Annotated in this window: 17 protein-coding genes; 6 read left to right on the top strand and 11 right to left on the bottom strand. The window is 68.1% G+C overall.

All coding sequences use genetic code 11. The features are described 5' to 3' along the window. Window positions 1-159: 159 nt before the first annotated feature. The 3 genes from BLT03_RS16715 to BLT03_RS16725 form a co-directional block, all read right to left on the bottom strand. On the bottom strand, window positions 160-612 hold the full coding sequence (locus tag BLT03_RS16715; RefSeq protein ID WP_092744891.1) for an Hsp20/alpha crystallin family protein: 453 nt from the start codon (window positions 610-612) through the stop codon (window positions 160-162). A 35-nt stretch (window positions 613-647) separates the two neighbouring features. Further along, complete coding sequence (locus BLT03_RS16720; protein ID WP_092744892.1) at window positions 648-1085, bottom strand: Hsp20/alpha crystallin family protein; 438 nt, start codon at window positions 1083-1085, stop codon at window positions 648-650. 137 nt (window positions 1086-1222) lie between these two features. Further along, window positions 1223-3328, bottom strand: coding sequence for a molybdopterin-containing oxidoreductase family protein (locus tag BLT03_RS16725; RefSeq protein WP_092744893.1), 2106 nt, complete (start codon window positions 3326-3328; stop codon window positions 1223-1225). Window positions 3329-3424: 96 nt separating this feature from the next. On the opposite strand from BLT03_RS16725, the gene BLT03_RS16730 reads away from it, so the two are divergent. Continuing rightward, window positions 3425-4567, top strand: coding sequence for an ABC transporter substrate-binding protein (locus BLT03_RS16730; RefSeq protein ID WP_092744894.1), 1143 nt, complete (start codon window positions 3425-3427; stop codon window positions 4565-4567). A 19-nt stretch (window positions 4568-4586) separates the two neighbouring features. Here the strand turns inward: BLT03_RS16730 and argE are convergent, their stop codons facing one another. After that, the gene (gene argE / locus BLT03_RS16735) at window positions 4587-5741 is read right to left on the bottom strand and encodes an acetylornithine deacetylase (protein ID WP_092744895.1); all 1155 of its coding nucleotides are present in this window, start codon (window positions 5739-5741) and stop codon (window positions 4587-4589) included. Between the two features lie 79 nt (window positions 5742-5820). Here argE and BLT03_RS16740 point away from each other — a divergent pair, with 79 nt between their 5' ends. The 4 genes from BLT03_RS16740 (at window position 5821) to BLT03_RS16755 (ending at window position 10741) form a co-directional block, all read left to right on the top strand. Beyond that, complete coding sequence (locus BLT03_RS16740) at window positions 5821-7026, top strand: M20 aminoacylase family protein (protein ID WP_092744896.1); 1206 nt, start codon at window positions 5821-5823, stop codon at window positions 7024-7026. Window positions 7027-7203: 177 nt separating this feature from the next. Continuing rightward, window positions 7204-8307 (top strand): M14 family metallopeptidase, encoded by a 1104-nt coding sequence (locus BLT03_RS16745; RefSeq protein ID WP_092744897.1) that lies wholly within the window; start codon window positions 7204-7206, stop codon window positions 8305-8307. A gap of 156 nt (window positions 8308-8463) precedes the next feature. Next, window positions 8464-10320, top strand: coding sequence for a methyl-accepting chemotaxis protein (locus tag BLT03_RS16750; RefSeq protein ID WP_092744898.1), 1857 nt, complete (start codon window positions 8464-8466; stop codon window positions 10318-10320). 166 nt (window positions 10321-10486) lie between these two features. Then, the gene (locus tag BLT03_RS16755; RefSeq protein ID WP_092744899.1) at window positions 10487-10741 is read left to right on the top strand and encodes an acyl-CoA-binding protein; all 255 of its coding nucleotides are present in this window, start codon (window positions 10487-10489) and stop codon (window positions 10739-10741) included. Window positions 10742-10909: 168 nt separating this feature from the next. Here the strand turns inward: BLT03_RS16755 and BLT03_RS16760 are convergent, their stop codons facing one another. Both BLT03_RS16760 and BLT03_RS16765 read right to left on the bottom strand, forming a co-directional pair. Continuing rightward, window positions 10910-11218 carry a polyhydroxyalkanoic acid system family protein gene (locus tag BLT03_RS16760; protein WP_092744900.1) on the bottom strand — a complete coding sequence of 103 codons (309 nt, stop codon included), beginning with the start codon at window positions 11216-11218 and terminating at the stop codon, window positions 10910-10912. After that, window positions 11211-12389, bottom strand: a complete 1179-nt coding sequence (locus tag BLT03_RS16765) for an aminopeptidase (protein WP_092744901.1) — start codon at window positions 12387-12389, stop codon at window positions 11211-11213. Before BLT03_RS16765 ends, BLT03_RS16760 begins: the two co-directional genes overlap by 8 nt. 128 nt (window positions 12390-12517) lie before the next feature. On the opposite strand from BLT03_RS16765, the gene BLT03_RS16770 reads away from it, so the two are divergent. Then, window positions 12518-13237: a DNA-3-methyladenine glycosylase I gene (locus tag BLT03_RS16770; RefSeq protein WP_092744949.1), complete on the top strand. Its 720-nt coding sequence runs from the start codon at window positions 12518-12520 to the stop codon at window positions 13235-13237. A gap of 18 nt (window positions 13238-13255) precedes the next feature. Here the strand turns inward: BLT03_RS16770 and BLT03_RS16775 are convergent, their stop codons facing one another. The 5 genes from BLT03_RS16775 to BLT03_RS16790 form a co-directional block, all read right to left on the bottom strand. Then, on the bottom strand, window positions 13256-13804 hold the full coding sequence (locus BLT03_RS16775; RefSeq protein WP_092744902.1) for a hypothetical protein: 549 nt from the start codon (window positions 13802-13804) through the stop codon (window positions 13256-13258). A 131-nt stretch (window positions 13805-13935) separates the two neighbouring features. Next, entirely contained in the window at window positions 13936-14106 is a 171-nt protein-coding gene (locus tag BLT03_RS24525) for a hypothetical protein (protein WP_175537782.1), read from the bottom strand. Window positions 14107-14212: 106 nt separating this feature from the next. Then, window positions 14213-14608, bottom strand: coding sequence for a RidA family protein (locus BLT03_RS16780; protein ID WP_434802409.1), 396 nt, complete (start codon window positions 14606-14608; stop codon window positions 14213-14215). Window positions 14609-14610: 2 nt separating this feature from the next. Then, complete coding sequence (locus BLT03_RS16785; RefSeq protein ID WP_092744904.1) at window positions 14611-16302, bottom strand: AMP-binding protein; 1692 nt, start codon at window positions 16300-16302, stop codon at window positions 14611-14613. Window positions 16303-16308: 6 nt separating this feature from the next. Beyond that, complete coding sequence (locus BLT03_RS16790; protein ID WP_092744905.1) at window positions 16309-17601, bottom strand: acyl-CoA dehydrogenase family protein; 1293 nt, start codon at window positions 17599-17601, stop codon at window positions 16309-16311.

Consider the following 17601-nt stretch of genomic DNA (forward strand, 5'->3'; position numbering starts at 1 on the left):
CGTATTAGCTGCAGGGGCCGCGATGCTGAGGCGGGGGCAATCCTTTTGTGCGAGCCGACTTTGAGTAAAAAAGGGCTCCAGCGCAATATTCACTAGGGAGTGCTGCTATATAAATAATAGCAATGCCGGTGCGCTGATCCCTGGCGGCTCCGCAAGCCGTTACGCCATCTGCACCTCGATGCGCCGCGGCTGTGCGTGCTGCGCCTTCGGAATGCGCAGCTTCAGCACCCCGTTCGCCAGCTCGGCCGACACCCGTTCGGTGTCCAGTTCCTTGCTCAGGGTGAACACCCGGCGGAACCGCCCCAGGCCCACTTCCGTGTGGCTGGAGGTCAGGCCCTCGGGCACGGCCAGGTCGGATTCGGCCTCGATCGTCAGCGTCTCCGACTCGACCTGCAGATTGAGCTTGTCGCGGCTCACGCCCGGCAGGTCCGCATATAGCGTGATGCCGCCCGAGTCCTCGATCACATCGACCGGCGGCGTGAGCGCGGCGTCGGCATAGCGCGAGCGGTCCTGCGCCGCGGAGCCGTTGCGGCGGGTGGTATCGGGCTGGGCACTGCCAGTGGGGTTGCTGCTGTTGGTGTTGTTGTTCGAAGTCTGGATATCGTTGCGCATGGCTGTCTCTCCTGTCGTCTTCGGAAACCTCCGGGTTACTGGATCGTGATGCGCCGCGGCTGTGCCGAGGCCCGGCGCTGCACGGTGATGCGCAGCACGCCGTCCCGCAACTGGGCGTTGACGGCGTCCGGATCGGCATCGTCGGGCAGCGTGATCACGCGGCGGAACTTGCCATCGAAGCGCTCGTTGATGTGCGCCGTGGCCTTGGCATCGGCCTCGCCGATAGCGCTCTTGCGCTCGCCGGCAATGCTCAGCAGGCCGCGCTCCAGGTGTACTTCCAGCGTGGCCGGATCGACGCCCGGGGCGAACGCATAGACCTCGATGGACTGGGGCGTCCCGCCGACGTTCAGGGCAGGAAACCCGTTGCGGGCGAAACCGCGAATGGTGGGCGACAGATCGAAGGCCTGCTGCATCTCGCGCTGCAGGCGATCCATCTCGGCGAACATGTCGCGCGGAAACAGGGATCGGTACATGGCGAAACCTCCATGGATGACGTGTCGTTGATGGAAAGAACGGAACGCCGGCGAAGCTCCGGCGCTTCCGGTTCATGAACTAGCAGCGGGCTTCGGGTTTTCAAGAGGGGGGTGGCGCAGAAAATCTGCGCGGGCCATCAGGCCTCGGGCACAGCGCTGGCTGCCGTTGCCTGCGCGGGCAGTGCCGCCACTTCCACCACGCAGTCATAGAACGTCGGCGCACCGCCGATGTCGGTCAGCGCCTGGCTGGTCAGCTCGTTCACGTTGGTGCCGTTGACGCCGAACTTGCGCCACCAGATGCCCAGGCCGTTGACCACGCCGGGGCGGGCGCGGTCGTTCACGGCGGCGTGGCATTCGTAGCTGCCGCGGTCGTTGAACACGCGCACCAGGCTGCCGTCTGCGATGCCGCGCGGAGCGGCGTCGTCGGGGTGGATCTCCAGAACCGGCTGCGTTTCGATGTTGCGCAGGCTCTGCACGTTCACGAAGGTGGAGTTGAGGAAGTTGCGCGCGGGCGGCGAGATCATGGCCAGCGGGTAGCGGCCGCCGGGCTGCGGCAGTTCATGGTTGGGCACGTGCTCGGGCACGGGCGCGAGCCCTTGCGCCGCCAGGCGTTCGCTGTAGAACTCGCACTTGCCCGACGGCGTGTGAAAGCCGCCTTCGGCAAACGGCGCGTCGGGCAGGGGCAGGGGGGCGAAGCCGATTTCCAACAGCTGGGCGAAGTCGATCCGGTCGCCGAAGGCCTGCCGGCACAGGGCTTCGTCGCTGTCGGCAAAGCAGGCGTCGGTGTAGCCCATGTGCGCGGCCAGGTCGCGAAAGATGCGTGTGTTGGAGCGCGCTTCGCCCATCGGTTCGATGGCTGGGCGATTGAGCAGCACGTCGGTGTGGCCGTAGGACAGGTGCACGTCCCAGTGTTCTAGCTGGGTGGTGGCGGGCAGCAGATAGTCGGCGTAGTCGGCCGTGTCGGTGCGAAAGTGCTCCAGCACCACGGTGAAAAGATCATCCCGTGCGAAGCCCTTGGCCACTTGCGCGGAGTCGGGCGCCACGGCCACCGGGTTGCTGTTGTAGACCACGAGCGCTTCGACCTTCGGGCCGAAAGCGGCCGAGGATTCACGCAGCAGGTCGTCGCCGATGGTCACCATGTTGATGGTGCGCGGCGCCGGGCCGGTGTGCAGGTCGGGGCGCTGCAGCACGGCGCGCTGCACGGGGTAGTGGCCGGAGCTGGACAGCAGCAGCCCGCCCGCGCGGTGCCGCCAAGCGCCGGTGAGCGCAGGCAGGCACGCCACGGCGCGCGTGGCGTTGCCGCCGCCGCGCACGCGCTGCATGCCGTAGTTCAGCCGGATGGCGGCAGGCCGCGTGGTGCCGTACTCGCGCGCCAGCTGGCGGATCTGCTCCACGGGCAGGCCGCACACCTCGGCCGCGCGCTCGGGAGGCCACTGCAGGGCGCTTTCGCGCAGCGCGTCCCAGCCCACGGTGTATTGCGCGATGTAGTCGTGGTCGAGCCAGTCGTTCGCGATCAGTTCGTGCATGAGCGCCAGGGCCAGCGCCGCATCGGTGCCGGGGCGCAGCTGCAGGTGCTCGTGGCACTTTTCAGCGGTCTCGGTCTTGCGCGGGTCGATGCACACCAGCCGGGCGCCGTCGCGCTTGGCCTGCTGCGCATAGCGCCAGAAGTGCAGGTTGCTGCCGATGGAGTTGCTGCCCCAGATGATGATGAGGCGCGACTCGGTGAAGAACTCCACCTTCATGCCCAGCTTGCCGCCCAGCGTGTAGTTGAGGCCCTCGCCGCCGGCCGTGGAGCAGATCGTGCGGCCCAGGTGCGATGCGCCCAGGCGGTTGAAAAAGCGCCGGTCCATGCTTTCGCCCTGCACCAGGCCCATGGTGCCTGCGTAGCTGTAGGGGAGGATGGCCTGCGGATCGCGTGCTGCGATACCGCCCAGGCGCGCAGCGATGTCGGCCAGCGCTTCGTCCCAGCCCACGGGCACGAACTGCGCCCCTGGGCCCTTGGGCCCGACCCGCTTGAGCGGCTGGAGCAGGCGCTCCGGGTGGTTGGTGCGTTCGGCGTAGCGCGACACCTTGGCGCACAGCACGCCGCCGGTGTGTCCATGCGCGGGATTGCCCTGCACCCGCGTGGCGACGCCCTTGTCCACGGTGGTCAGCAGGGCGCAAGTGTCCGGGCAATCGTGGGGACAAGCCCCCCGAACTTGCTGGACCGGCTCGGAATGGGGGATGTTTTCAGTCGTGGACATAGGGTTTCTACTAACTTACACTCGCCGCAGCCGCGATGGCGGGGGTGGTAATCCCGCGAGACATCGACGTTTTTGGATCGAAGAGGGGATTTCACCATGAAGCAACTTGCGTTGGGGCGCCGACGTTTTTCCATCGGGCTGGGCGCTGTAGCGCTCGGCGGTTTCGGGCTGGCGCGCGCGCAGGCAGACACTCCCCTGGTTCTGGGCCAATCCGCACCGTTCAGCGGGCCCTCCGCGCAACTCGGGGTGCAATTCCACCAGGGTGCGCAGCTGTATTTCGAGCAATGGAATGCCCAGGCCGGCTCGGGCCGGCGCACCGTGGAATTGCGCACGATGGACGATGGCTACGAGCCCGACCGTTGCGCCGCCAACACACGCAAGTTCATCGCCGACGATGTGTTCGCGCTTTTCGGCTACGTGGGCACGCCCACCAGCCTGGCGGCGCTGCCGCTGCTGACGCAGGCGAAAGTGCCGTTCTTCGCTCCGTTCACGGGTGCCGAGGCGCTGCGCCAGCCCGTGAACAAGCTGGTGTTCCACGTGCGGGCCTCGTACAACGACGAGACGGCCGCCATCGTGAACAAGCTCGCCCTTCTGGGGTTGAGCAGGATCGGCGTGTTCTACCAAAACGATGCCTTCGGCAAGGCGGGCCTGGAAGGCACCGTGCTGGCCCTGGGCACCCACAAGCTTGCGCCGGTGGCCCAGGCCACGGTGGAACGCAATTCGGTGGATGTGACTGCGGCCGTGCGCACGCTGATCGCGGCCAAGCCCGAAGCAATCGTGCAGGTTGGCACCTATGCCGCCAGCGCCGCTTTCGTGCGCGCCGCGCGCAAGGCCGGCTACGGCGGCACGTTCTACAACCTGTCGTTCGTGGGAACGCAGGCGCTCATGGACGAGCTGAAGGCTGATGGCGCGGGCGTGGTGGTGTCGCAGGTGATGCCTTCGCCCTACCAGTCCGCACGCCCGCTCACGCGGGAGTTCCAGGAAGCCATCAAGAAGAGCGGCAACAAGGTGCAGGCCAACTATTCCAGCCTGGAAGGCTACGTGGCCGCGCGCGTGTTCGCCGAGGGGCTGCGCCAGGCCGGCGCCCGGCCCACGCGCGAATCGCTGGTGTCGGCATTGGAGGGCCTTGGCTCGCACCAGATCTCGGGTTTCCAGGTGGCGTTCGGCCCCGGCAACCATGCCGCTTCGCGGTTCGTGGAAATGTCGATGTTGACCGGCGACGGCCGCGTGCGCGTCTGACCCGGCGCGCTGCTGCTGCTTAAAGCTGGCGCGTCGCCGCCAGCCCCTGCATGAAGGCCTCGCAGCGGGCCAGCTGGTCCAGCGAGACATATTCATCCGGCTGGTGCGCCTGCTGGATGCTGCCCGGCCCGCACACGACGGTGGGAATGCCGGCGTTCTTGAACAGCCCTGCTTCGGTACCGAAGGCCACCAGCGTGGTGCCCTGCTCGCCCGCCAGGCGCTGCGCGAGCCGCGTGACGGGGTCGTCCTGGTTGCCGAGAAAGCTCGGGATTTCGCAGATCGTCTCGAACGTGATGCCGGTGTTCGGCGCGACCTTCTGCATGGCGGGTTCAAGCGACTTGGCATAGTCGCGCACCTCGGCCTGCATGCGCGCGGCGTCGGCCGTGGGCAGGTCGCGGAATTCGTAGCGGAACTCGGCGTCGCGCGGCACCACGTTGTCGGCGATGCCGCCGTGGAACTGGCCCACGCTCGCGGTCGAAAACGGCACGTCGAAGCCTTCGAAGCGGGGCTCGTCCCGCTCGAAGCCCTCGGCCATGTCGCGCACGCGACCCACCACGCGGGCCGCCATCTCGATGGCGTTCACCGAATGCGGTGTGAGCGAGGAGTGCGCCTCCTTGCCGCGGACGCAGCACTTGTAGCGGTACACGCCCTTGTGCGCGATGGCGGGCACCATGCTGGTGGGTTCGCCCACGATGCAGGCCAGCGGGCGGATGCCGGCGTCCTTCATGTCGGCGATGAGTTCTTTCACGCCGAAGCAGCCCACCTCTTCGTCATAGCTGAAGGCATAGTGAATGGCGAAGGGGGCATCGCTATTGAGGAAGGCTTCGGCGTGGGCCAGCGCGATGGCGATGAACGCCTTCATGTCAGCGCTGCCCCGCCCGTACAGGCGCCCGTCCTGCACGGTGGCGCCCAGCGGATCGAAGGTCCAGTCCTGCCCGTCCCACGGCACGGTGTCGGTGTGGCCAGACAGGATGACGCCGGCAGGCTTGCCTTCGCCCAGCGTCGCGAACAGGTTGGCCTTGGTCTTGCTTGCGTTGTGGGTCACCCGGCACTTCACCCCGAGGCGGACCAGCTCCTGCTGGACGAAGTCGATCAGCGCCAGGTTGGGGTTGTGGCTGACCGTGTTCATGCGGACCAGGGTTTGGGCGAGCGAGAGGGCGTGGTCGGAGATCATGGGTGGAGTTTCCAATCCCGGTTGTCGGGCTTTGTGCACCGGGGCTAGACTGTGAGATCGCAAGGAACAGACAGACATTATGAAACTCATCGATTCCATCGTGACCGAAGCGGCCTCGATCGCCTCCGTGCGCCGCGACATCCATGCCCATCCCGAACTGTGCTTCGAAGAAGTGCGCACCGCTGACGTGGTGGCCGGCAAACTCACCGAATGGGGCATCCCCATCCACCGCGGCCTGGGCAAGACCGGCGTGGTCGGCATCGTGCACGGGCGCGACGGCGGGGCCTCTGGCCGTGCCATCGGGCTGCGCGCCGACATCGACGCGCTGCCGATCACCGAGTTCAACACCTTCGCGCATGCCAGCACGCACCCCGGCAAGATGCACGCCTGCGGCCATGACGGGCACACGGCCATGCTGCTGGCCGCGGCCCAGCACTTCGCCAAGCACCGCGACTTCGACGGCACCGTGTACCTGATCTTCCAGCCGGCCGAAGAAGGCGGCGGCGGTGCCCGCGTGATGATCGAAGACGGCCTCTTCGAGCAGTTCCCCATGCAGGCCGTGTTCGGCATGCACAACTGGCCCGGCATGAAGGCTGGCCAGTTCGCCGTGAGCCCCGGCCCGGTGATGGCCTCCAGCAACGAGTTCAAGATCGTCATTCGCGGCAAGGGCAGCCACGCCGCCATGCCGCACATGGGCACCGATCCCGTGCCGGTGGCGTGCCTGATGGTGCAGGCCTTCCAGAACATCATCAGCCGCAACAAGAAGCCGGTGGACGCAGGCGTGATCTCGGTCACCATGATCCACACCGGCGAGGCCACCAACGTGGTGCCCGACAGCTGCGAGCTGCAGGGCACGGTGCGCACCTTCAGCATCGAAGTGCTCGACATGATCGAGCGCCGCATGCGGCAGGTGGCCGAGCACACCTGCGCCGCGCACGAGGCCACGTGCGAGTTCGAGTTCGTGCGCAATTACCCGCCCACCGTCAATTCGCCGGACGAAGCCGAGTTCGCGCGCAAGGTCATGGCCGGCATCGTGGGCGAGGCCAACGTGGTGCGGCAGGAGCCCACCATGGGCGCCGAAGATTTCGCCTTCATGCTGCAGGCCAAGCCGGGCGCCTACTGCTTCATCGCCAACGGCGACGGCGACCACCGCGCCATGGGCCACGGCGGCGGGCCCTGCACGCTGCACAACCCGAGCTATGACTTCAACGACGACCTGATTCCGCTCGGCGCGACCTACTGGGTGCAGCTGGCGCAGACCTGGCTGTCGCGGCCGGCGGGCTGATCCGGCAGGCCGATTTTTCTGGCGATGCACGCCTGCAGCGCTTTGGCGCGCAGGCCGTGAGTTTCTTTCCCGCATCCGGTGCCTGGCGCACCCCTTGGCCCTGCCGGCGACGGCGGGGCGTTTTCGCTTTCCTTTTTGCCTCCAGCCCATCGGCCCCCCTCTCGAACGGAGATCTTCATGATCGATATCGTCCCGGCGTTTTCCCCCAGCTATGCGCGCGCCCGCACCCAGTTTCTGGAGGCCGCAGCGCAGGCCGGGCTGCTGGTGGAGTCGCACACGCATCCCCTCAAGGGGCGGGACGGAGAGACGCTCGCGATGGACGTGGTGCGTGATGGCCCTGCCAACGCTAAGCACCTGCTGTTGCTGACCAGTGCCTGTCATGGCGTGGAAGGCTACTGCGGCAGCGGCGTGCAGGTCTACGCGCTGCATGACGCGGCGTGGCGAGCCAAGGCGCGCGAGCAGGGCGTGGCGGTGCTGTACGTGCACGGGCTCAACCCGTATGGCTTCTCGCACATCCGCCGGGCCACGCACGAGAACGTCGACCTGAACCGCAACTTCCATGATTTCACCCGACCCCTGCCGGTGAACGAGGCCTACCGCGAGATCCAGCCGCTGCTCCTGCCCGACCAGTGGCCGCCCACCGCCGACAACCGCGAGGCCGTGCAGCGCTTCATCGAAACCCGCGGCGAAGCTGCCTGGCAGGCTGCCATCACCAGGGGCCAGCATGAATTTCCGGGCGGCCTGTTCTTCGGCGGCACGGCGCCCACCTGGAGCAACCGCACGCTGCGCCAGGTACTGCGCGAGCAAGGCGAGCACGCGCAGCGCATCGCCTGGATCGACCTGCACACGGGCCTGGGGCCTAGCGGCCATGGCGAGCGCATCTATGCCGGGCGGGACGATGCGGCCTCGGTGCAGCGCGCGCGCGACTGGTGGGCGGGTGGCGGCGCGACGCCGGTCACGTCGATCTACGATGGTTCGTCGACCTCCGCTTTTCTCACGGGCCTGATGTGGAACAGCGTGTACGAGGAATGCCCGCAGGCCGAGATCACCGGCATTGCGATGGAATACGGCACCGTGCCCGTGCTGCAGGTCATGCAGGCCCTGCGTGCCGAGCACTGGCTCAACCTGCACCCCGAGGCGCCCGCTGAACTGGCGGCCCAGATCCGCACGCAGATGCTGGCCGCGTTCTACACCGACACCGATGTCTGGAAGGGCCAGGTGGTGAGCCAGGCGCGGCAGTCGATGTTCCAGGCGGTGGACGGGCTTTCCGGCACGTCCTGAAGCGTCCACGCACCCTCTGGCCCGGTCCGTGACAACCCGGGCTGGCATTTTTGGCCAATAACGCGAACAATGGTTCCCCAGAGCGCCAATCCACAGCGCCATGCAGGGCCTGCTGTCCGGCGGACCCGTTGAAAAACCAATGCAGAGGGGATCGCTATGGAGGTTGTACAAGGACGGGGTGCGCTTGCACGCCGGCTGATGCTCATCAACGGGAGCATCTTGGTACTGCTCGTTGCGCTGGCGGTGGCGATCTGGACCATGATGGGGCAGCTCAGCACCGATGCGGAGGCGGTGCGATCCAGCAACGTGTCGCAACTGCAGCGGATCGCAGCCCTCGAACTGAACGTGACGCGGGTGTCGCTGCAACTGCGGCATTCGATTCTGGCCCGCTCCCCCGAAGAGCTGCGCACAACGCTGGCAGACATCTCGGAAAAGCGCGTCCTGCTGCAAAAGACCCTCGACGAACTCGGCATCAGCATGACCTCCGATGAGGGGCGCAAGGCCTATGCACCCTTGCCCGCGCTCATGGCGGCCTTCTGGACCGTGGGCGAGCAGAATCTCGCGCTGATCCAGGCGGGGCGCAAGGAAGAAGCCTTCGCGTTTCTGGTGGACCAGACCATTCCTGCCCGCAATCGCCTGCTGGCGCCCCTCGGCCAGGAAAAGGACCGCCAGGGTGATCGGCTCTCTTTTCGCATCAATGAAGTGAAGGAATACGCCACCACCGCCCGAGACGTTGCCGTGCTGGCCGTGCTGATCGTGGTGGGCTGCCTGGCCGGCTTGAGCTTTTATCTGCGGTCGGTGGTCCGGCAGCTCGGCGCCGATCCGTCCGAACTCAAGCGGGTTGCGGACGCCGTGGCGGGGGGCGATCTCGCGTCCCACATTCCGGTGCGAGCGGGCGATACGAGCAGCATCATGGCCGCCATGGCCAGCATGAGTGATCGGCTGGCCGCTGTCGTCCAGACCGTGCGAACCAGCGCGGAGAGCGTGTCCGGCGCCAGCAGCGAGATCGATGCGGGCAATCACGACCTGTCCGCTCGCACCGAGCGCCAAGCCTCGGCGCTGCAGCAGACGGCTGCGTCGACCGAGCAACTCGGTTCCACCGTGCGCCAAAACGCCGACAGTGCACGCATGGCCAACGAACTCGCGCAAACGGCATCGTCCGTGGCCGAACAAGGCGGTGCGGTCGTGGCCGAGGTGGTCGACACCATGCGCGGCATTCAGGACAGCAGCAGCAAGATCGGCGAGATCATCGGCGTGATCGACGGCATTGCCTTTCAGACCAACATCCTGGCGCTGAATGCCGCCGTGGAAGCGGCGCGCGCGGGCGAGCAAGGCCGGGGCTTCGCCGTGGTCGCCAGCGAGGTGCGCAGCTTGGCGCAGCGCAGTGCAGACGCCGCCAAGGAAATCAAGGGCCTCATCACTGCCAGCGTGGACCGCGTGGAACGCGGCAGTGCATTGGTGGACAAGGCCGGCCACACCATGGCCGAAGTGGTGGCATCGATTCGCCGCGCCACCGACCTGATGGGCGAGATCAGCGCCGCCAGCGCCGAGCAAAGCAGTGGGGTCGATCAGATCAGTGAAGCCATCACCCACGTGGACCAGTCCACGCAACAGAACGCTGCCTTGGTCGAAGAGATGGCCGCCGCCGCCAGCAGCCTGAGCGCCCAGGCCAACGAACTGGTGCGTGCCACTGCAGTGTTTCACCTGAAGGATGACGGCATGTTGCAAGCAGGGCGGGCTGCGGCCCTGGACCGCCCCAAGCCAGTGCCAGCACCACCTGCGCCACGCTTCGCCTCCCCGTCGCCAGCCAAGCCGGCCGTGGCGGCAAAGCGGGTGGGAATGGGCTCGGTGCCAAAAGCCGCGGCCGTGCCTGCGTCCGCCGCATCCTCGTCATCGCATCAGGCCGAGAAGGCCAAGCCTGCTCCGCAAGGCAAGCCCACGGTGGCAGCGGCCCAGCCAGCGCAACAGCCTGCCCGCAAGTCCAGTGCGGATGACGACTGGGAAACGTTTTGAACGCTCACGGAGATTCTTGCGCGGGGCTTAAAAGGAGACGGCGCACTATTGCGCCACCCCGCCCGTTTACCAATACCAGCCGCTTGAACCGTGCAGGCGACGCCACGGCACGGCCTACGCGGGAGGCCCTAAGATGGCAGATCGACCATCAACGGAGACCCTTTCCATGTCCGATCTGAACACGGCCTTCGAAGCCGCCGTCGCCCAGTCCAAGAACCTCAGCGAGCGCCCCGACAACCCGACGCTGCTCAAGATCTACGCGCTGTACAAGCAGGCCACGGCCGGTGACAACGCCGAGAAAAAGCCCAGTTTTTCCGACGTGGTCGGCCGTGCCAAGTGGGATGCGTGGGAAAAGGTCAAGGGCACGCAGGCGGACGCGGCCAAGCAGCAGTACATCGATCTCATCGAATCGCTGAGCTGATCGGCTCCACACGGGCCAGTGCACCCGGCGGCCTGCGGTTTCTGATCGCTGGTTCTTCCCGCATTCCCCTTCGAGGTGCTGTGCACCCGCACCGCTGTGCGCAGCGATGCTCAAGGCCATCGTCGGGCCAATACCCCTGCGGCCACGCCGCAGGCGGCTCTGAAAGGCTCAGGCCGCCGTGGGTGACGGGCGGCTCAGCAGCTTGTCGAACTGCGCATCGATCTCGGCGGCGATGCGGTCCTTGAAGGCGCCGAACAGAAAGCCCAGTTCCGCCTGCAGTTCGAACCGGTCGGCATGCACCTGCAGTGTGCCTTCGATGCCGGGGCGCTGAAAGCGCAGCGTGTCCTGGGCCGCGCCCTCTTCGTAGGCGCATTCCATTTCGAACTTGGCCTGGGCTTTCTGGGCCCACAGGCCGGCGATCTTGCGGGCTTCTGGCAGACCCAGCTGGTGGGGACGTTGGATGTGGATGTCAGGCAATGGGTTTCTCCGGAGTCTTGGCGGGCAGCAGGGCGCGCATGGCGGCCTGGCGTTGCTCTGGCAGCTGTGCCGCGAGATGTTTGACCGCATCATAAAAGCGCGGCCAGTCACGGCCTTCGCGCTGGAACAGGGCTTCGAAGGCCGGCACCCATTCGTCATAGGCTGCCTGCGCGCCGAAAGCGGCATTGTTGGCCTCGGCCACCCAGCGGTCGTAGCCGGCCAGTTGTGCGGGCGTTGCGCCGTCTTCGGCGATCCAGCGGGCGCGCAGCGCGGCGTAATCGGCACGAAACGCCTGCATGGCGTCTTTTTTCAGGGTTTCGACCTGTGCATCTGGCGGGGCGGACGCCGTGCCTTCGGGCGCATCGGACCCATGCGCGGCATAGAGGGCCGCCAGCCGTTCGCGGGCGGCCCGCGTGAGCGCCCGGAACGCGTTGCGGCGGTCGTCGCCGTGCGCATAGTCGGCGCGGGCCTGCGGCGTGGCGCGCTCGGCCAGCCAGCGCTCCACCCCCAGGCGCTCGACGGCGGTGGCGAACGACTCGTTGAACAGCGTGTCGCCGTTCGCATACACCACCTGGTGCGCCAGTTCATGGAACAGCAGCCGCACGAATTCGCCTTCGGGCCAGCCGATGAAGGTGTTGAGCAGCGGGTCGCCACCCGCCCAGTTCATGTAGCCGAGCGTGGAATAGGCGGGCACGCCGTATACGCCCACCTCCAGCCCTTCGGCCGCCAGTCGGGCGGCTTCGGCCCGGGCATCGGCCTCGTTGAAATAGCCGCGGTAGCCGATGCACCCCGTGATCGGAAAGCACCAGCGGTGCAGCGTGAGCGAATAGGGCTTGGCGGCGACCACGTTCCACACCGCAGCGCGGCGGCCCAGGTCGGCATAGCGGCGGTAGCTGGCGTTGTCGGGCAGGCCCAGTTCGGCCACGGCGAAGCGGCGGGCTTCCTGCGCCAGCGCGAGGCGGTCGCGCAGCGCCTGCGAGGTATCGCCGCGCGCCAGCCACGCATCGATGGGCTCGGCCGCATGCATGAGCTGCAGGTGCCCGCGCACCGATTGCCAGTAGTAGGCCAGCGATTGCCCGGTGCTCGCGCAGCCGGAGAGCAGCAGCGAGCAGGCCAGCAGCAGGCGTTGTGGCAGCCGGGCAAGCGGCGTCGAAGAGGGGGTCAGAGGCATGCGGTCGCGGTCCGGCAGTGGGTTCCCCGAGGATAGCGAAGCCGCAGCAGCCCCTTGCGGTGATGGGCCGCGCATCGACGCGCCCGTTCTCGGGCTACCGCCGGCCCAGCAGCGGGCAGAATCCCGCCATGCCTGCCAAAGCCCCCGTTCCTGCGGCTCCCCAGCCCATTGCGGCGTCCGTCCCGGCGCCTGTCCCGACACCGCTGCACGCCGGCACCGGCCTGTTCACCGACGAGGCCGGCTGCCCCCGCTGCCAGTGGTGCAGCGCGACGCCGCTGTACCGCCACTACCACGACAACGAATGGGGCTTTCCGGTGGCGGATGACCGGCGCCTGTTCGAAAAGCTGTGCCTGGAGGGCTTTCAGGCCGGCCTCAGCTGGCTCACCATCCTGAACAAACGCGAGGCATTCCGCGCGGGATTCGCCAACTTCGATGCCGAACGGGTCGCGCGGTTCGATGCGGCCGATGTGCAGCGCCTGCTGGCCGATGCCGGCATCGTGCGCCATCGCGGCAAGATCGAATCGGCCATTCACAACGCGCAGCGCGTGCTGGAGTTGCGGCGCGAATTCGGGTCGCTGGCGCACTATGTGTGGCGCTTCGCCCCGGCCGCTGCCGAGGGACGGCCCGAGCACATCACGCTGGAGACCGTGCGGGCCATGCCCACCACGCCGGCCTCGGTCGCGCTGTCGAAAGACCTGAAAAAGCGTGGCTTCAGCTTCGTCGGCCCCACCACCATGTATGCCTTCATGCAGGCCATGGGGCTGGTCAACGACCATTTCGAGGGCTGCAGCGCGCGCGGCCCGGCGCAGGCGGCGCGCGAGGCATTCACCGTGCCCGGGCCGGGCTGATCGCTCCGGGGACCGGGGCTACACCACCGTATCGGACCGGATCACGATGCGGTCGAAACCCAGGTGCTGCATGCATTCGCGCAGGATGAGCAGCGTCGCGGCGAAGGCCGTGCCCTCGGGCAGCCCTTCCTGCGCCGGTGGGCGGCCCAGGGACACGGCGGCCAGCCGCTGGAACGTGCGCTCCACGGCATCGAGCGGCAGGGCCATTTCGGGTTGGGCTTCGATGCCCGCGGCCAGGGCCACCTGCCGGATTCCCGAATCGGCCGTGTAGAGCGTGGTGCCGGGCAGCAGCACGGCATGCACGGGCATCACCGCGTCTTCCACCACCTGGATGGCATGCTCCAGTTCGCTCTCGGCCGGTGGATCGTGCCGGAAACACGCGGCCGCCGTGGCGTAATAGCCGACATCCAGCGTGCGCAGCACCCGGGCTTGCGGTTGCGTACCGCTGGCAATGGACGAGTGGCCCGCCCCGATGCGCAGTGCCGTGATCGGGCTTCCGGCCAGCGGGCCTGCTTGCAACGCCTGGTACAGGGTGCCGGCATCGTTCGGTGAAAGGTTGGAAGGCATGGTGCAGTCCAGGCGGGTTGGAAGGGATGAGCCGGATTGTGCCCGCCGCCATGTCTTGCCGAAGTGGCATCCCCATGAAAAAAGCCCTCCGGAGAGGGCTTTGGCATCGCGCTGGGCGCGAAGGGGGCGTTTCAGCCGCCCTTCTTGGAGCGCTTGCCGGGGTTCTTCTTGCTGCGGGTGGCGACGCCACGCTCCAGGCTCACGCGCTGGCCGCGGCCAGGAGTGGCCAGGCTCACGCCGGGCAGTGGCTGGGGACGGGGGGTGCGCTTGCGGTCGGCTTCGGTAACGATCTTGTTGCCCATTTGGGAGGCTCCTGGAGAGAAAAGTGAAAAACACGCTATTAGGCCATAGTGCGGCCGCCCTTTGTCCCGGCCGGTGCCGGGGGCTTGCGAGGGCGGCTCGCGGGGCCTAGTCGGGCAGCACGGCGGTGGCTTCGATCTCGATGCGCGCGCGCGCTTCCATCAGCCCGGCGACCTGCACGCAGGCCATGGCCGGAAAGTGCTTGCCCAGCACCTCGCGGTAGGCCGCGCCCAACTCTTTCAGGCGCGCGTTGTATTCCTCGCGGTCCACCACGTACCACGTCATGCGCACCAGGTGCTCGGGGCCGGCGCCGCCGGCTTCGAGCACGGCGCGCACGTTCAGGAAGGTCTGGCGCGCCTGGGCGATGAAGTCGTCGCTCTCGAATTCCTGGCGGGCGTTCCAGCCGATCTGGCCGCCCACGAAAAGCAGCGTGCCGCGGGCAGCCACGCCGTTGGCGTAGCCCTTGGGAGGCGCCCAGTCGGGCGGTTGGAGTCGGGTGTGCAGGGTCATGGCTTGGTGGAGGATTCGGTGGGTGCGGTGGTGGCTGCCGCTGCCGCTGCGGCAGCGCTGTCGCGGGCCAGCGCGGCGGCCTGGCGCAGCTTGAAGCGCTGCAGCTTGCCGGTTTCGGTGCGCGGCAAAGCGGTGGCGAACTCCACGAGGCGCGGGTATTTGAATGGGGCGATGCTGGCCTTCACGTGGTCCTGCAGGGCCTTGGCCATGGCGTCGTCGCCGGTGTGGCCGGCGCGCAGCACGCAGATGGCCTTCACGACCATGCCGCGCTCTTCGTCGGGCACGCCGATCACGGCGCATTCGGCCACGGCGGGGTGGCGCAGCAGGGCGTCTTCCACCTCGGGGCCGCCCACGTTGTAGCCGGCCGTGATGATCATGTCGTCGTCGCGCGCCTGGTAGAAGAAGTAGCCGTCGGCGTCCTGCACGAAGGCATCGCCCGGGTGGTTCCAGCCGTTCTTCACGTAGTTGGCCTGGCGTGCATCGTCCAGGTAGCGGCAGCCCGTAGGCCCGATCACGGCGAGCTTGCCCACCGTGCCGCGCGGCAGTTCGCGCCCGCGCCCGTCCACCACCTTGGCCTGGTAGCCCGGCACCACGCGCCCGATGGCGCCGCGCCGCACGTCGCTGCCGGCCGATGAAATGAAGATGTGGAACATCTCGGTGGCGCCAATGCCGTCGGTCATTTCGATGCCGGTGGCGTCCTTCCACAACTGGCGCGTGGCGTCCGGCAGGGCCTCGCCCGCGCTCACGCAGGTACGCAGCGCCGGCAGGCCCAGGGCCTTGGCGAAGGGCGCCATCTGCCGGTAGAACGTGGGCGCGGTGTAGCAGACGGTGGCGCCCACCTCGCGCATCAGCCGCACCATCACCTCGGGGGTGTAGGGCACGTCGGGAAAGTACACGCTCGCGCACGCGGCCATCGGAAAGAGCAGCAGCCCGCCCAGCCCGAAGGTGAAGGCCAGCGGCGGCGAACCGACCACGATGTCCTCGGGCGTGGAGCGCAGCACGTGGTGCGGCCAGGCCCCGCAGGCGGCGAGCACGTCGCGGTGGCTGTGCACGGGCGCTTTCGGGTGCCCCGTGGTGCCCGAGGTGAAGGCCATGAGCGCGATGTCGTCCGCCGCGGTGGGGCAGGCGGGCAGCGGTGCGCAGGCCGCTGCCCGCACCAGCAGGTCGTCGGCCGCGGGCGCGGTGTGAAAGGGCACGATGGTGCGCAGCACCGGGTGCTGGGCCTGCGCGGCCTGGAGTTCCTCCAGCAGGCGGCCGTCGCACAGCGCGGCAGCGGGTTGGGCGCGTTCGATCACGTCGGACAGCTCCCGCGCGCGCAGCAGCGGCATGGTGGCCACGGCGATCAAGCCGGCGTGCACCACGGCCAGCCAGGCGAGCGACATCTCGGGCGTGTTGCCGCCGCGCAGCAGCACGCGGTTACCGGGCACCAGGCCCAGGTCGTTCACCAGCACGCTGGCGATGCGCGCCACCTCGTCCTGCGCCTGGGCATAGGTCCAGGTGCGGGCGGGCGAGCGCAGCAGCGGGCGGCCGCTGTGGCCAGCCTGCGCGGCACGCTCGAACAGCACCTGCACCAGGTTGGCCTGCGGCGGCACCTGCAGCGGGGGCAGGTCGTAGAGCAGCGTGGGCCACTGCTCGCGCGGCGGCAGGCGGTCGTGGACGAACGTGTCGGTCTGTGCGCTGGGGGTCATGGCCTGCTACTCCTGCAAGACGGCTTTGCCGATGATGAGTTGCTGTACTTCGGTGGCACCTTCGTAGATGCGCAGCGAGCGAATGTCGCGGTACAGCGCCTCGACCTTGGCGCCGACTTCCACGCCGCGCCCGCCGTGCATCTGCAGCGCCATGTCGATCACGCGCTGGGCGTTCTCGGTGGCGGTCATCTTGGCCATCGCAGCGGCGACGCTGCGATTTCGTGCCTCGGCGGCGACGCTGCGATTCCGGGCCTCGGCGGGGCTGGATGTGTTGCCTGCGGACAGCGATTCGTCACGCATCCAGGCGGCCCGGTACGTGAGCAGCGCCGCGCCATCGACCAGCGCCGCCATCTCGCCCAACCGGGCCTGCGTGAGCTGGAAGTCGCCCAGCGTCTGCCCGAACATGCGGCGCGTGCGCGCGTGGTGCACGGCCTCGGCGAGCGCGCGGCGCGCCATGCCCAGCGCGGCGCCGGCCACCGAAGCGCGAAAGATGTCCAGCGTGCGCATGGCCAGCTTGAAGCCGCCGTGCAGCTCGCCCAGCAGGGCATCGGCCGGCACGGTGCAGCCGTCGAACGCGAGCGTGGCCAGAGGGTGCGGCGCCATCACGTGGATGTGCTGCGAATCGTCCAGGCCGGGCGTGGGCGCATCGACGATGAAGGCGCTGATGCCGCGCGTGCCGCCGGCCGGATCGGTCTTGGCGAACACGCAATAGAAGTCGGCGATGCCGCCGTTGCTGATCCAGGTCTTGGTGCCGTTCAGTGCGTAGGGGCCCAGGGCCTCGCCCGCCGTGTTGGAGCCATATTGGCCTCCTGCCGCCGCATTGCTTGCCTGTGTTGCTATGGTTTGCATAGCACCCACGTCGGAGCCGGCTTCGGGCTCGCTGAGCGCGAAGGCGGCGATCTTCTCGCCGCGCGCCACGGCGGGCAGGTAGCGCGCCTGCTGGGCCGCGCTGCCGGCCAGCGTGATGGCGCCGCTGCCCAGGCCCTGCATGGCAAAAGCGAAGTCGGCCAGGGGCGAGTGGTAGGCCAGCGTTTCGCGCAGCAGTACCAGCGCGCGCGAATCCAGTTCGCCGAGCACGCCGCCGTGCGCGGCCGGCACGCAGTAGCGCAGCCAGCCGCCGTCGCCCAGGCGGCGCACCCACTCGCGGCAGGCGGCGCGGTCGTCCGTTTCGTCCACCGCCTGCGCGGCGGCCCAGGCGACGAGGCCATCGATCAGCGCGCGGTGCTCTTCGCCGAAGAACGGCAGCGCCAGGTGCGCCGTGGAGGGGGCGCTGGGTGCGGGGGGCGTGGCGATGTGCAT

Origin of the sequence: Paracidovorax valerianellae, from assembly GCF_900102625.1 — a bacterium.
Taxonomy (GTDB): Bacteria; Pseudomonadota; Gammaproteobacteria; order Burkholderiales; family Burkholderiaceae_C; genus Paracidovorax; species Paracidovorax valerianellae.